Genomic DNA, 12,525 nt, shown 5'->3' on the forward strand with positions numbered 1-12,525 from the left:
CTGCGATGCCGGAGTTCACCGGCGCTCCCACATTCGGCCCGGCGGGCGGCTCCGGCCATGTGCCGATGGGCCCTGCCCGGCGGGCTGCCCGGCCCCGCCGCGAAGCCCGGCACACGGCCCGGTCAAAAACATGCAGCAGGCGTTCAACTTCCTTCTTCGTCACCAACGGATCAGCCAATCGGGGACGTTGGTGGCCAATCACCCTGTCTGCATGCGCCAGGGTCGTGCACGGGTGCTGAGATCGGCTCCTGACCAGAAGGAGCCGTCCATGCCACAGAACTGCAGCTGCGACGAACACGGGGCGGCGGAGGCCCGGTTCCAGGGGCTGCTGGAATCGGCTCCGGACGCGATGGTCATCGTGGACGACACGGGAACGGTCCAGCTCGTCAACGCCCAGACCGAGGCCGTCTTCGGCTACTGCCGGGAGGAACTCCTCGGCCGGCCCGTCGAGATCCTGGTGCCCCGGCGCTTCCGGGGCCAGCACCCGGCCCACCGCCGGGACTACGCGGGCAACAAGCAGGTGCGCCCCATGGGAGCCGGGCTCGAACTGTACGGACTGCACAAGGACGGACACGAATTCCCCGTCGAGATCAGCCTCAGCCCCCTTGAGACGGCCGACGGCCTGCTCTTCTCCGCGGCGGTGCGCGACGTCGGCGAACGCAAGGCCGCGGAAAGGAGGATCAGCGAACTGGCGGCCCTCGTGGAGTCCTCCCAGGACGCGATCCTCGCCCACACCCTCGAAGGCCGCATCACCTACTGGAACGCCGCGGCCCGCCGGCTCTACGGCTACACGGCGGAGGACGTCGTCGGCCGCCATGTGTCGCTGCTCGCCCCGCCCTCGTGCAAGGCCGAGGTCGGCGTGCTGCTGGACCGGCTGAGCCGGGGCGAGAAGGTCGAGCACTTCGAGACGCTCCGGGTGACGAACACCGGCGCCCTCCTCGACGTGGACGTCACCCTCTGGCCGACCCGTGACGCCCGCGGCACCGTGATCAGCGCCTGCGCGATCGTCCGCGACATCAGCGAGCGGAAACGCGCCGAGGCCGAACTGACCCGGCTCTACGAACAGCAACGGCACGTCGCCCTGACCCTGCAGCGCAGTCTCATGGGCACCCCGCCGGACGTCCCCGGCCTGCACTACGCCAGCCGCTACCTGCCCGCCACCCAGGGAGCGGGCGTCGGAGGGGACTGGTTCGACCTCGTCCCGCTCGGCGGCGGTCAGGTCGGCGTCCTCATCGGGGACGTGATGGGCCGGGGCCTCGAAGCCGCCGCCGTCATGGGGCAGTTGCGTTCCGCGGCCAACGCCCTGGCCCGCACGGGGATGCCGCCGCGGCAGCTCATGCAGGCGCTCGACACCATCGTGGCCGATCTGCCCGACCAGCTGGTCACGTGCAGCTACCTGGTCATCGACCCGGATGCCGGCCAGATGGCGATCTGTTCGGCCGGTCACCTGCCCCCGCTGCTGGCAGCCCCGGACCACCGGGTCGGTCCGATCCCCGTACCGGTCAGCGTGCCGCTCGGCGTCGGGGACATCCCTCACCAGCAAGTGGTCGTCGACGTGCCGCCCGGCTCCACGCTCGCCCTCTACACCGACGGCCTCGTCGAGACGCCCGCCACCGACATCGAGCAGCAGATCACCGCACTCGCCTCGGAGCTGAGCCGCTCCTTCGCCTCCACCGGCGATCTCGAGGCTGCGGCGGACCGGGCCCTCGCGGCTCTGCTGCCCGATGCCGCGGGCCACAACGACGACGTCACCCTGCTCCTGGTCCGGCTCCCGCCCGCCCCGCTCGCCTGGGCCTGCACCGAGCTGCCGTCGGAGCCCTGCGCGGCTGCCGACGGGAGGCGGTTCCTCACCGTCACCCTCGCCGCGTGGAACTGTTCCGAGGCACTCGACGACGCCCGGCTGCTGACCTCCGAAGTGCTGACGAACGCGATCTGCCACGCCTCCGGCCCGATCCAGCTGCGGGTGCGCAGGGGCGAGGGCGAGCTCACCGTCGAGGTGACCGACCGCAGTCCCCAGCCGCCTCAGCCGCGGCTCGCGGAGGCGGGGGACGAGTCGGGCCGGGGCCTGCTGCTGGTGGACACCCTGGCGGACAGCTGGGGCACCCGGCCCGTCGCTCCGGGGAAGACCATCTGGTTCACCCTCCGCCTGACGTCGGCGGACCGGAGCGGGTGCGCAGGGTCCTCACGAGAATGTGACCGCTGACGGCCAGCATCCAGACCGGGAAGGCGAGTTCGAGGTGGCCGGTGCTGCTGACGGAGAAGAGCAGCACCAGCGCGACGAGATAGCCGAGCCAGGACAGCCAGCGCGGGAAGACGCCCAGGCGGTGCCCGATCGTGGTGGTGGACAGGACGAACACGGCGGCCATCCGCGTGAAGTAGCCGGACAGCAGCGTGAGGACGAAGTGGCGCCCGTACTGCCAGAGTTCGTCACGGCCCGGTGCCGGGGGCCGCATCGCGAAGCCGGTCACCGCCAGCAGGCTGCCCGCCGTCACCGCGAGGACGAACAGCGTGGCCAGGAACAGCAGTCCGCTGCCCAGGAACAGGGTGGCGAAGAACCGGTCCTCCGCCGCGCCGACGTAGTCGCGGAAGCAGCCCATGAACCACAGGAAGAAGACCCCGGCGAACGGCACCATCGCCAGCGCCGTGTGCAGGCTGTCGCGCCGGGAGCCGTCGGCGAACCAGTCCGCGGCGTCCTGGGGGTGCTCGGGCACGGCCAGGCGCACCAGGACGACGACTCCGCCCAGCAGCAGTGCGGAGACGATGCCCGCCACCGCGGCGACGCGTGGTGTCCGCAGCCCCTGCCCCGCGGCCCTTCTGCTGGTTCGCATGACGCTCCCGCTCTCCTCCGGCAGACGCTCGCTCCGTGCCGAGCCCTCATCGTGCAGCAGATCCCCCGCGGGCACGGCCCGGCGACACCCGCACGGGCGACGGTCACTCCCCTGGCCCGCCCGCACCGCGCACCCGTCGTGCGGACGGGTCCGTCCCCGGTGATCCTGGGGACGTGACAGGTCGCGCCGACACGGACGACGCAGCGGACGACAAGGGCCGGCACCGGCCGGAGCGGCCGCGGACCGACTACGGGGGCGCGGTGTACGGCGCGCTCCTGGCCGCCTCCGTCGTGGCCGGCACCGGGGCGCTCGGGCCGTACCACCGGGTGGGGCTCGTGGTGATCCTGCTGGTCACCGGTCTGGTGTTCTGGGCCGCGCACGCCTACTCCCGCCTCGTCGGCGAGCGGGACACCTACCGGCACCCGACCTGGGCCGTGATCGGCCGTGTGGCGCGCGACGAGTGGCCGATCTTCCAGGCGGCGGTGCCACCGGCCCTGGCCGTGGCGATCAGTCCGCTGCTGGGGCTGGACCTGGAGGGGACGGCCTGGTTCGCCCTCTCCGTCGCCCTGGCCGAACAGATCGGCTGGGCCGGCGCGGCGGAGGTCCGCGCCGGCGGCTCCCGGCGGCGCGTGCTCGCCTCGGGGGTCGTCAACCTGGTGCTCGGCCTGGTCATCGTGATCCTCAAGGCTTTCCTGCACGAGCATTGAGGAGCGGATCGGGACAGACGGCCGGGATGCGGGCCGGCGCGGGACGACGTGTACTGGAGGAGACCTCGTCCGCCCCTGCCGCCGGTCCTGCCGGAGGAACGATGACCACCGACCCGGGCGAACTGCTGCTGATCCGGCACGGCGAGACCGAATGGAGCCGTACCGATCGGCACACCGGCCGCACCGACGTGCCCCTCGCCCCGGACGGCGAGGCCCAGGCCCGCGCCCTCGTCCCCGTGCTCGCCGCGCGGCGCATCACCGCGGTGCTGTGCAGCCCGCTGCAACGTGCCGTGCGCACGGCGGAGTTGAGCCTGCCCCGCGGGACGGGTGTCGTCCTGGAGCCGGGGCTGATGGAGTGGGACTACGGCGCGTACGAGGGCATGACCACCGCACAGATCCGGCAGACCCGGCCCGGCTGGGACCTGTGGCGCGACGGCGTACCGACCGACGGCGCCGAACGCCCCGGCGAGACCCTCGCCCAGGTCGGCAACCGCTGCGACAACGTCCTCGCCCGTGCCTGCGCGGCGCTGGAGGAGACGGGCGGCGACGTCGCCCTCTTCGCCCACGGGCATGTGCTGCGGGCCCTCACCGCCCGCTGGCTGGGGCAGGGGACGGAAGCGGGGGCGCTGTACCGGCTGGGGACCGCGACGCTGTCGGTACTCGGCACCGAGCATTCCCGGCGGGTGATCACCGGCTGGAACATCCCGGCCTGACCACGGCCTGACCCGGCCGGCCCGGCGACTTCGGTGGCTTCGGTGGTCCGCACTCTTCACACATGCGACACAGGTAATTTGCCCTTCCGTTCTCTCGCGATGTTGATCTTTGCGACGGCACGCCCCCCACCGGAAGGACCTGGATCGATGTCCGTCGCAAAGTCCCGCATCGCTGCTCTCGCCGCCCTGGCAGCGGTCACGCTGCCGGCCGCGTCCCTGGCCGGCGCCACCGCGGCGCAGGCCGCTCCGGTACGGGCGGTGCCCGGCTACCAGACGTGGCAGGCCGATGTGGAGCAGGCCGTCGCCCCCGTGATTCCGTGGCTGCAGAATCGCCTCGGCAAGGGCGTCGAGAAGCCGGCCATCGTGCTGGACATCGACAACACCGCGCTGGAGACGTACTACCACGCGGGCCGGGCCAACGGGCCGGTGCTGAACGTGGCCCGGTGGGCGGAGGAGCACGGCGTGGCCGTGCTGTTCGTCACCGCCCGCACCTCGTCCGCTTCCGCCCGGCAGCAGCTGGAGGACGCCGGCTACCCCGTGGACGCGGTCTGCACGCGCGACCACGGGGAGAGCAAGGGCGAGGGCAAGGCGCGCTGCCGGGAGGAGCTCACCGGGGACGGGTACACGATCACCGCCAACATCGGCAACCGCTCGACCGACTTCGAGGGCGGATACTTCGAGAAGGGCTTCAAGCTGCCCGACTACAACGGCCAGTTGTCCTGACCCGTCCTGACCCGTCTGCCCCTTCCTGGCCCTTCCTGACCGGGCAGCCCCGCGCCCGTGCGGCGCGGGGCTACGCCTTGCGCAGCCGGTCGATGATGCCGTCGAGGTCGCGGAGCATCATGTCGGGGCGGATGAAGTGGCCGCCGGGCTCCTCGTGCCACTCGTGCGGGATGCCGGCCCGGTCGAGAAGGCCACGGAACTCCCGCTGGCCGGCGAGCACCTGGGTCTCGTTGAACACGTCGAAGGGGTTGGTCCTGTCCGGGCTGGTGCCGGCGACCAGGAAGATGCGCTTGTTGCGGTAGCTCTCCAGGCGCTCGACCGGGTTGTCGGCCGTGACCCTGGCCTGGTCCCACAGCGGCGCACCGTAGACCGTGCCGCCGCCCAGGTCCTTGGCGGCGGAGGACACGTTGGCCCAGTGGACGACCGCGCCGAAGTCGCGGCGCAGGCTGGCAGGGCCCGAGTGGGCGCTCACCGAGGCGAAGTGGCCCCAGTACTTGGCCGCGTACTTCAGGGCACCGAAGCCGCCCATGGAGAATCCGGAGACGGCGCGGCCGTCGTATTCGGCGTACGTCCGGAAGTTGGCGTCGATCCAGGGGATCAGCTGGTTGATGTGGAAGCTCTCCCAGTTACGGGGGCCGACGTTGGAGCTGACGGGGTTGGAGTACCAGCCGACCTGGCCGCCGTCGGGCATCACGACGATGATCGGCTTGCCGGCGGTCCAGGCGCGGACGCCCTGGCGGTCGAATTCGATGAAGTCCTGGAGCCCGCCGTGGAGCAGGTAGAGGACGGGGTAGGTGCGTCCGCTGGTGTGGTAGTCGTCGGGGAGCAGGACGTTGACGGCGGGCTTCCAGCCGATCTCGGCGGTCTCGAAACGGTAGTACCACATGCGGGGATCGGCCTCGCCGCGTTCCGCGATGCGCAGCCCGAAGCCGTCGCCGGCGGCGTGGGCGGCCGAGGCCGTGGCGACGACGCCTCCGGCGCCGAGGGCCACCGCCGCGGAGAGACCTCCGGCGGCCTTCAGGATGTTCCTGCGGGTGGGGCGGTACTCGCTCAACATGACCTCCGGGTGGTGAAAGGGAAGGAAACAGGGAAGAAAAACAGGGGAGGAAAACGTCGTCAGTTGTCGGTGATCCAGGTGCCCCTGGAGGGGTTCCAGTGGATGGTGGACTTCTGGAACTTCTGGGCCTTGCCGCCCGCTTCGTCGACCTCGTCCGTCACGGGATAACCCAATGCGGCCTCATGCCCGGACTTGTCGAACGCCTTGTAGATCTCGCCATGGACCACATGCGCACCGGTCTGCTGCGACCACAGGAACAAACCCTTTTCGAAGAACTGATACCGACCCCGCGTCCCGTTCGGCGCCGCAGCAGCATCCGCCTCGTCCATCGTCGGAAAACCCCAGGCACGCTCCGCATCCGTCGCCCAGAACTTCGACAGAATGTCGCCGTATATCGCAAACGCCGCATCCGGATGCCAGATGACGATGCCGTTGCGGAACAGCTGGAACCGGCCGCCGAGCGAGGAGTTCTCCTCGGCGCGGACAGGGTCGCCGAGCGGGCCGCCGGGGCCGCCGAGTTGGCCGTACTTCGCGCCGATGGTGCCGTACGGCTGGAAGGCCTCGTCACGCATCGTCCGGGCGATGCCCTCGGCCTGGTCGTATCGCGCGGGATAGGCGGAGCGCTGGACCGCCTGGGCGAGTTGCCCTGCGGTGCCGCCCTCCAAGCGGGGCTCCATCTGCTGGGCGACGTCGAAGAACTTGTTCGCCGCGTAGTCGACGTCGAGGATCTGCTCGCGCGTGCCCCAGCCCTGCGAGGGGCGCTGCTGGAAGACGCCGAGCGAATCCCGGTCCCCGCAGGCGAGATTGTTCATGCGGGACTCGACCCAGCCCGTCTCGAAGCCGGCGAGCATGACCTTGTCGGAGACGTTCCGGCGCTGCCCGACCTCGTAGACCTTGCGGGTCACCGCGATGTCCCGTTCCGCGGGGATGTCGCAGTACGCATCGGCCGGCGCTGCGTGTGCCAGGGGACCCGGTATGCGGCCCGCGGGCTGCGCCTGGGCCGGGGTTCCCAAGGCGGAAACGGCGGAAACGGCTGTGACGACGGACAGGATCGTCGCTCTCCATCTGGCGCGTCGTGTACGTGGGTCACGCACGTCCTTGCTCCTCCCGTTCGGGCCGCGGTGGGCGCGGGCCGTGGACCGACGGCCCGGAAGGTAGCCGTGGTGCGTCCGGGCACGGAACCCGGAACGCTCCGGGGTGACGGCGCCCGGCGGCCGGCGATAGAAAGGGGGGTGCCGCCTCACCGCAGGGGCGTGGGGCGCGGGCACGGCGGAAGGGCGGGGCGGTCCTTCGTGCGCACGGCGGGCAGCCAGGCGGTGGGCCGTGCGGAGCCGCGCGGGAGGCGGACGCGGAACCACTGGGCGGACCATGTGCCGGCTTCGTCGACGATGGGAACCCCTTGGGAGAACTGGCAGTCGGCGGCGAGGACGTCACCGTGCCATACGCGGGTCGGGACGACGTTGTCGACGGTGTAGGGCCGGAGGGGGTCGACCGCCAGGCCGAGACTGCAGTCCGGGATGCGGTCCGTCCGCTCCTTGCAGGCCTGCTCGGTGTTGAACACCCGGACCCGGCCGGGGGTTTCGGCTGCCGTCGGTGCGGCGGGCGCACCGGCTTCGCTGTCGTGCGTGGCGTACGACCAGCTCGCCACCGCCGCCCCGCAGACCGCAGCGGCCATGAGAGCGACGCGGGGAAGTCGCCACCGGCGTCCCCCTGTTGACCTGGTCGCCACCTGCCGGTCGGTGATGCGGGCCAGCAGGGTCTCGGCGGTGTGGGCGGCGCGTGCCGTGTGGGTGGGGGCCAGGCAGTCGGCGGCCAGTGCGCGCCAGAACGGCGGTACGGCGTTGTCCATGCGCAGCGGTGCCCGTCCGTCGGCGTACTCCTGCGCCGCGGCGGCGCGCGAGACCGGCGTGGCACCGGGGAACGGCGAGGCGCCGGCCGCGAACACCTGGTGGATCATGATGCCCAGGGCCCAGATGTCGGTGCTGGGCCGGACCTGTACGCCGTGTTCGCCGAGCGGGGCCTTCCAGCGTTCGGGGGGCAGATAGTCGAACGTGCCCATGGGCAGCGCGTATCCGTGGGTGCCCCGGGTGCCGGTCAGTTCGGTCGCGAGGCCGAAGTCGGCGAGCTTGGCGGAACCGTCCGCCATGAGCAGGACGTTGTCCGGCTTGAGATCGCCGTGGACCCAGCCGGTGCGGTGCAGGTGTGCCAGGCCCTCGCATACGTCGGCGATCAGCCGGGCGCCTTCGGCCTCGGTGGGACCGGCGTCGATCAGGTCGCGCATACTGCGTGCGGCCCGTTCCATGACGAGGACGATCGCGCCGTCCAGGAAAGGCCGGTCCGGTTCGCTGATCACGACGGAGTCCAGGATGCGGATCAGCCGCGGATGCCGGGCCCGGCGGCCGAGTTCGGCCTCGCGCCGGGCGGTGTCGGCGACCTTGCGGGCCTGGCGGGGTGCGAGCCCCTCGGTGGACAGGATCTTGAGCGCGACGTCGTCCTCCTGGGAGCCGCCGCCAACACGCCTGCCCGCGTAGACCGTTGCCCAGCCGCCTGCCCCGATCGGCGTGGTGACCTCCCAGTCGCCGATGCGGTAGCCGGGCGGGAGCGGTTCCGTGCCGTCGCCCCCCGAAGTGTCGCGCCTCATGCGACCGTCCTCGGCGGCAGCAGCGCGAGGTGTTCCTCGCGTACGAGCCCGAAGCGCAGGGCGAGGCCGACGACGGCCTCCCGCTTGCCGTTGCGGCGGGCTGCCCTGCTGCCGGGTTCGCACCCGGCCGGAGTGCTGATGCGCATCTTCTCCTCGGCGAGGTAGTCGATGTGCGAGCTGACGGCACGGGCCGTCAGCCGGGCGCAGGCGGCATGGCCCTTGAGCCGCTCGACGATCTGCGGGGTGGTGGGCACCGCGACCGGCGACTCGTCGCGCAGCCTCGGTTCGCAGAGCGCCGCCAGCACCAGGAAATAGGTGGCGGTCTCGTCCAGGGAGTACGCGGTGACCGTGCGACTCCCCCACGGTCCGCCCATGGCGTCCGGGTCCAGGTAGACGTGGTCGGGCGCGAACACCTGGAAGGCGACGGCGGTGTTGCGGCGGGTGGGCAGCACGACCCGGGAGAACTCGAAGGGGATGGGCGTCCCGGCCCGGCGCGGCGGCACCCTCAGATACTCCCCCGCCCCTTCGGGGTTCTCCACCAGATAGCTCTGGGTCGCGCTGTGGTTGGTGAGCTGCCAGTGGTCGTCGGTCACACGGATCTCGCCCGCCAGCCGGGAGATCGCCTCGTCGACGAGGCGCAGTTCGACCGGTGTCGTCGCGGAGCCCCGCCCGAACCGTGCCACCTCCCCCGGTCCGAGCCGCAGCGTCACCGCGTCCTCCGCGTACGGTTCCGCTCCGGCGTCGCCGCTCCCCTGCGGCAGATGGATCACTATCCCGCCCACTACCCCCTCCTCACACCCCGTCACAGCCGTCACACGAGGTCAAACCTTACCCATCCCCCACAGGGACATCTTTCCGGGTCACGTCGGGCCAATGGGACGAGCTGCTCCGGCCGCACGCCGCGGTGAGCATGATCTCCCGGACGCGGTCGAGGTACTTGGGCACACCCGACGCGGCCTGCACGGTGTCCGGCATGCTGACCACGAGATCGGCCCGGTCGTGGAACCAGTTGAGCCACAGCGACGCGCCGTTGGCGTTGTCGGGACCGGTCAGGACGGTCGCGTCCGCGCTCAGGTAGTCGCGGGAGCCCGGCGCGGTCCGCCCGTCCACGTAGGACGCCATCGGCGGGATGCTGGGAACGCCAGGGATACGACCGCCGTCGAGGAGCAGTTCGAGCGCCCGGTGCAACGGCACGTCGTATCCGGCGCGGGCCCGCTGGAAGCCCTGCTGCGCGGTGCCGATCGCTTCGGCGAGCGTCGGCGAGGAGGGCAGCCGGAACAGCAGCGGTACGAGGTTGACGAGCCAGCCGTGCACGGGGAGCAGCCGGGGGTAGGCCCTGGTCGAGACGGCGGTGAGGACGCGGTGGACGTCGTTGCCGGTGAACTCCCGCTGCGCGAGGGCCAGTGCGGCGAAGGCGCCCGCGGCGAACCCGCCGCCGTGCCGGGCGCAGTAGGCGCGGAACGCACGTGCCTCGTCGCCGGTCAGCACCGGGAATTCGAGCCGGGCGGCGGGCAGCAGTGTGTCGGTGTCGTTGCCCAGGTCCACGGGGAAGTCGGGGAATCCGCCGTCCTCCGCGGCCAGGAACTCCGACCATGCGGCGAGTTCCGGCGAGGCCGCGGTCAGCGATGCGGAGCGCGCGTGCTCGCGACGGTTGCAGTCCAGGTAGCCGGGGGCCGCGGCCGGGCCGAACGAGGTGCTGCCGCAGGCGGCCCGGTACCGGGCGCGGATCTCGTGGAACAGCAGCGCCAGGGAGTGCCCGTCGCTGTAGGCGTGGTCGATCGCGGCGTACACGGTGGAGACGGTGTCCCGGCGGATCACACCGGCCAGCAGGCCGGGCCCGGTCGTGGCGGTCTGCTCGTCGATCCGGCGGTGCAGGTGGGCGCGCAGATCGGCCGTGCTCGTGAAGTCGCCGGTGCGCACCGGGTGCACGGTGAGCGATTCGGGCGGTATGCGGAATCCGGCGAGGTTCCCGGCATCGGGCTCGTACCAGGTGTGGAACGCCTCGTGCCGGCGTACGAGCCCTTGCCATGCCTCGGCGAGGGCGGGGAGATCGGCCCGGCCTTCCAGGTCGAACGCCAGGGCCACCCAGGGCGATTGCCGCCGCCCGGCGGCGCGCTGGGCGGCAGCGAGGCGCAGGTGCGCCTGCTGGAAATGCGACGCGGGCACGTCGTGGGCCACGGGCGCGTGGTCGGTGGCCAGTTGGAACTCGACGACTTCGCCGGGGTCGGGCTGCCAGTCGAGAATCTGGGTCATACGCATGAGTGGGTCTTCTCCTTGACATTGACGTCTGCCGCGCCCCGCCAGGGGCGCTGGGGGCACCTCCCAGCGGTAGCCGGGGGAGGAACTGCGCGCCCAGCCACAACAAACCCGCAGCCGAACAGCTAGGCCAAGAGAGGCACCGCATCGGCCACGGCACCGGCAACGGCACGGGCAACCGCCCGGACAAACCGCCCCACGCCGGCGCGAGCAACCCCCGTGTCCGGAAAGCGCATCGAAAGATGCACACCACGCTCGCTCCTGGTCAGCCACACATACACCTCGGCCGCACCATGGATCCGGCTGCGCAGCATCCGGTCCTCCGGCCGGGGCGGAGTGCCGACGACACGGCGTACGTCGAGGTAGGACACCACGAACCGGGGGTGCACCTCCCTGCGCAGCATCCGGCTGATGTGCGGCAGCGAACTGCCCGGCCCCGGCGGGCGACGGCGCAGTTCGGCGGCGGCCAGGGCGAGGGTGTCGGCGAAGGCCGCCCCGGGATGCGCCGGGATCTGCACCGGGTGCAGGCCGACGAACCAGCCGGGTGCCCCGCGCCACCGGTCGGGCCGGGTGTCGGCCAGGCCGACCGCGGACAGGTGCGGCTCGCCCGCGACGTCCGCCACGGCGAGCGCGAGGCAGGCGAGCAGTCCTGCGGCGGTCGTGCCGCCGCCCGCGCGTGACGCGTCGGCGAACCTGGCGGCCGCCGGTCCGTCGAGCAGCCAGCGGTAGGCGCTGCACTGTGCGACCGGCGCCTCGGGCACGCCGAGGGGCAGCGGAAAGGCCGGGGCCCTGCCGTGGGCGGTGCCGAGCAACGCCTTCCACTGATCAGCGTGTTCGGGCCCGGGCGGCAGCCGGCCGACCAGGTTCCGTTCCTCGGCGCCGAAGTCGAGGTAGGTCGGCCCGGGCGCGTGCGCGGCGCGGCCTGCCAGGGCGTCGCGGATCTGCCCCGGGATCATGGCGAGCGTGCAGCCGTCCGCGATGCCGTGGTCCGCGCCTGCGAACACCGTCGCTCCGCCTGCGCCTTCGACCGTTGCGAAGACCACGTGCGGCCAGTCCAAGGGGCCGGCACTGCGGTCGAAGAAGGCCTCGATCTGCCGGCGCACCGAGGCGCCGTCGGCGAAGTCGCCGATGTCCTCCTGGTGCAGGGTGACTGCGCTTGCGGGGAGTGTGCGGCGCAGGCAGCGCCCGCGGGCCGGTTCCAGTCTGCTGCGCAGGTGTTCGTGGCGGCGCAGCCAGTCCGTCAACGCGGAACCGATCCGGTGCCGGGCGGCCCGGCCCACTCCGAACGACACCCCGATCCAGGCCGGGTCGACATGCCGCAGTCCGCGCGCGGCCGCGCCGCGCACGTGGTGCTCGTGGACGAGCGCGGGCCCGCGCGGGTCGTCGGCCCAGGCCGCGGCCGGGGCGGTGGGTGTCCAGAACACCAGCCGGCCGGCCGGAACCGCGTCGTCCATCAATTCCGTGAACTCCAACGGACTTACCGGCCCGACGGATCGAGAAGCCGGAATCTATTCGCCGACACAATGTTCTCCTCACGAGTTCCCGATGCTGGGTGATCAAGTTATCCGGCGGCGATGAAGCGAGAATGAAACCGGGATGT

11 protein-coding genes are annotated in these 12,525 nt (G+C 71.9%); 4 read left to right on the plus strand and 7 right to left on the minus strand.

The window, feature by feature from the left end; translation table 11 throughout:
* Nucleotides 1–268: 268 nt before the first annotated feature.
* On the plus strand, nt 269–2,203 hold the full coding sequence (locus tag HG542_RS13975; RefSeq protein ID WP_227722256.1) for a PAS domain S-box protein: 1,935 nt from the start codon (nt 269–271) through the stop codon (nt 2,201–2,203).
* On the opposite strand, the gene HG542_RS13980 is transcribed toward HG542_RS13975, so the two are convergent.
* Entirely contained in the window at nt 2,136–2,828 is a 693-nt protein-coding gene (locus HG542_RS13980) for a hypothetical protein (protein ID WP_171081203.1), read from the minus strand. The two genes, HG542_RS13975 and HG542_RS13980, sit on opposite strands and share 68 nt — an antisense overlap.
* A 173-nt stretch (nt 2,829–3,001) precedes the next feature.
* On the opposite strand from HG542_RS13980, the gene HG542_RS13985 reads away from it, so the two are divergent.
* The 3 genes from HG542_RS13985 (at nt 3,002) to HG542_RS13995 (ending at nt 4,971) form a co-directional block, all read left to right on the plus strand.
* Entirely contained in the window at nt 3,002–3,535 is a 534-nt protein-coding gene (locus HG542_RS13985; protein ID WP_171081205.1) for a hypothetical protein, read from the plus strand.
* A 101-nt stretch (nt 3,536–3,636) separates the two neighbouring features.
* A complete protein-coding gene (locus HG542_RS13990; protein ID WP_171081207.1) occupies nt 3,637–4,248 on the plus strand; it encodes a histidine phosphatase family protein in 612 nt (203 codons plus the stop codon).
* Between the two features lie 147 nt (nt 4,249–4,395).
* Nucleotides 4,396–4,971: an HAD family acid phosphatase gene (locus tag HG542_RS13995; protein ID WP_171081209.1), complete on the plus strand. Its 576-nt coding sequence runs from the start codon at nt 4,396–4,398 to the stop codon at nt 4,969–4,971.
* 70 nt (nt 4,972–5,041) lie between these two features.
* Here HG542_RS13995 and HG542_RS14000 read toward each other — a convergent pair whose 3' ends face one another.
* The 6 genes from HG542_RS14000 to HG542_RS14025 all read right to left on the minus strand — a co-directional run bounded on the left by HG542_RS14000 (nt 5,042) and on the right by HG542_RS14025 (nt 12,379).
* The gene (locus HG542_RS14000) at nt 5,042–6,028 is read right to left on the minus strand and encodes an alpha/beta hydrolase-fold protein (RefSeq protein WP_171081210.1); all 987 of its coding nucleotides are present in this window, start codon (nt 6,026–6,028) and stop codon (nt 5,042–5,044) included.
* A gap of 59 nt (nt 6,029–6,087) precedes the next feature.
* The gene (locus tag HG542_RS14005) at nt 6,088–7,041 is read right to left on the minus strand and encodes an LGFP repeat-containing protein (RefSeq protein ID WP_255315918.1); all 954 of its coding nucleotides are present in this window, start codon (nt 7,039–7,041) and stop codon (nt 6,088–6,090) included.
* Nucleotides 7,042–7,268: 227 nt separating this feature from the next.
* A complete protein-coding gene (locus HG542_RS14010) occupies nt 7,269–8,669 on the minus strand; it encodes a serine/threonine-protein kinase (protein ID WP_171081214.1) in 1,401 nt (466 codons plus the stop codon).
* Nucleotides 8,666–9,451 (minus strand): serine/threonine protein kinase, encoded by a 786-nt coding sequence (locus HG542_RS14015; RefSeq protein ID WP_171081216.1) that lies wholly within the window; start codon nt 9,449–9,451, stop codon nt 8,666–8,668. The genes HG542_RS14010 and HG542_RS14015 overlap by 4 nt, the downstream gene beginning before the upstream one ends.
* Before the next feature lie 46 nt (nt 9,452–9,497).
* Nucleotides 9,498–10,928 (minus strand): condensation domain-containing protein, encoded by a 1,431-nt coding sequence (locus HG542_RS14020; RefSeq protein ID WP_171081218.1) that lies wholly within the window; start codon nt 10,926–10,928, stop codon nt 9,498–9,500.
* A 122-nt stretch (nt 10,929–11,050) separates the two neighbouring features.
* On the minus strand, nt 11,051–12,379 hold the full coding sequence (locus HG542_RS14025) for a hypothetical protein (protein ID WP_171081219.1): 1,329 nt from the start codon (nt 12,377–12,379) through the stop codon (nt 11,051–11,053).
* Nucleotides 12,380–12,525: the final 146 nt, after the last annotated feature.

The sequence above is a fragment of the Streptomyces morookaense genome (assembly GCF_013030945.1).
GTDB classification, from domain to species: domain Bacteria; phylum Actinomycetota; class Actinomycetes; order Streptomycetales; family Streptomycetaceae; genus Streptomyces; species Streptomyces morookaensis.

Coding starts and splice junctions, on each gene's coding strand:
- HG542_RS14010 (WP_171081214.1), bottom strand. CDS start 8,669: ATGAGGCGCGACACTTCGGGGGGCGACGGCACGGAACCGCTCCCGCCC.
- HG542_RS13990 (WP_171081207.1), top strand. CDS start 3,637: ATGACCACCGACCCGGGCGAACTGCTGCTGATCCGGCACGGCGAGACC.
- HG542_RS13995 (WP_171081209.1), top strand. CDS start 4,396: ATGTCCGTCGCAAAGTCCCGCATCGCTGCTCTCGCCGCCCTGGCAGCG.
- HG542_RS14025 (WP_171081219.1), bottom strand. CDS start 12,379: ATGGACGACGCGGTTCCGGCCGGCCGGCTGGTGTTCTGGACACCCACC.
- HG542_RS13980 (WP_171081203.1), bottom strand. CDS start 2,828: ATGCGAACCAGCAGAAGGGCCGCGGGGCAGGGGCTGCGGACACCACGC.
- HG542_RS14000 (WP_171081210.1), bottom strand. CDS start 6,028: ATGTTGAGCGAGTACCGCCCCACCCGCAGGAACATCCTGAAGGCCGCC.
- HG542_RS13975 (WP_227722256.1), top strand. CDS start 269: ATGCCACAGAACTGCAGCTGCGACGAACACGGGGCGGCGGAGGCCCGG.
- HG542_RS14020 (WP_171081218.1), bottom strand. CDS start 10,928: ATGCGTATGACCCAGATTCTCGACTGGCAGCCCGACCCCGGCGAAGTC.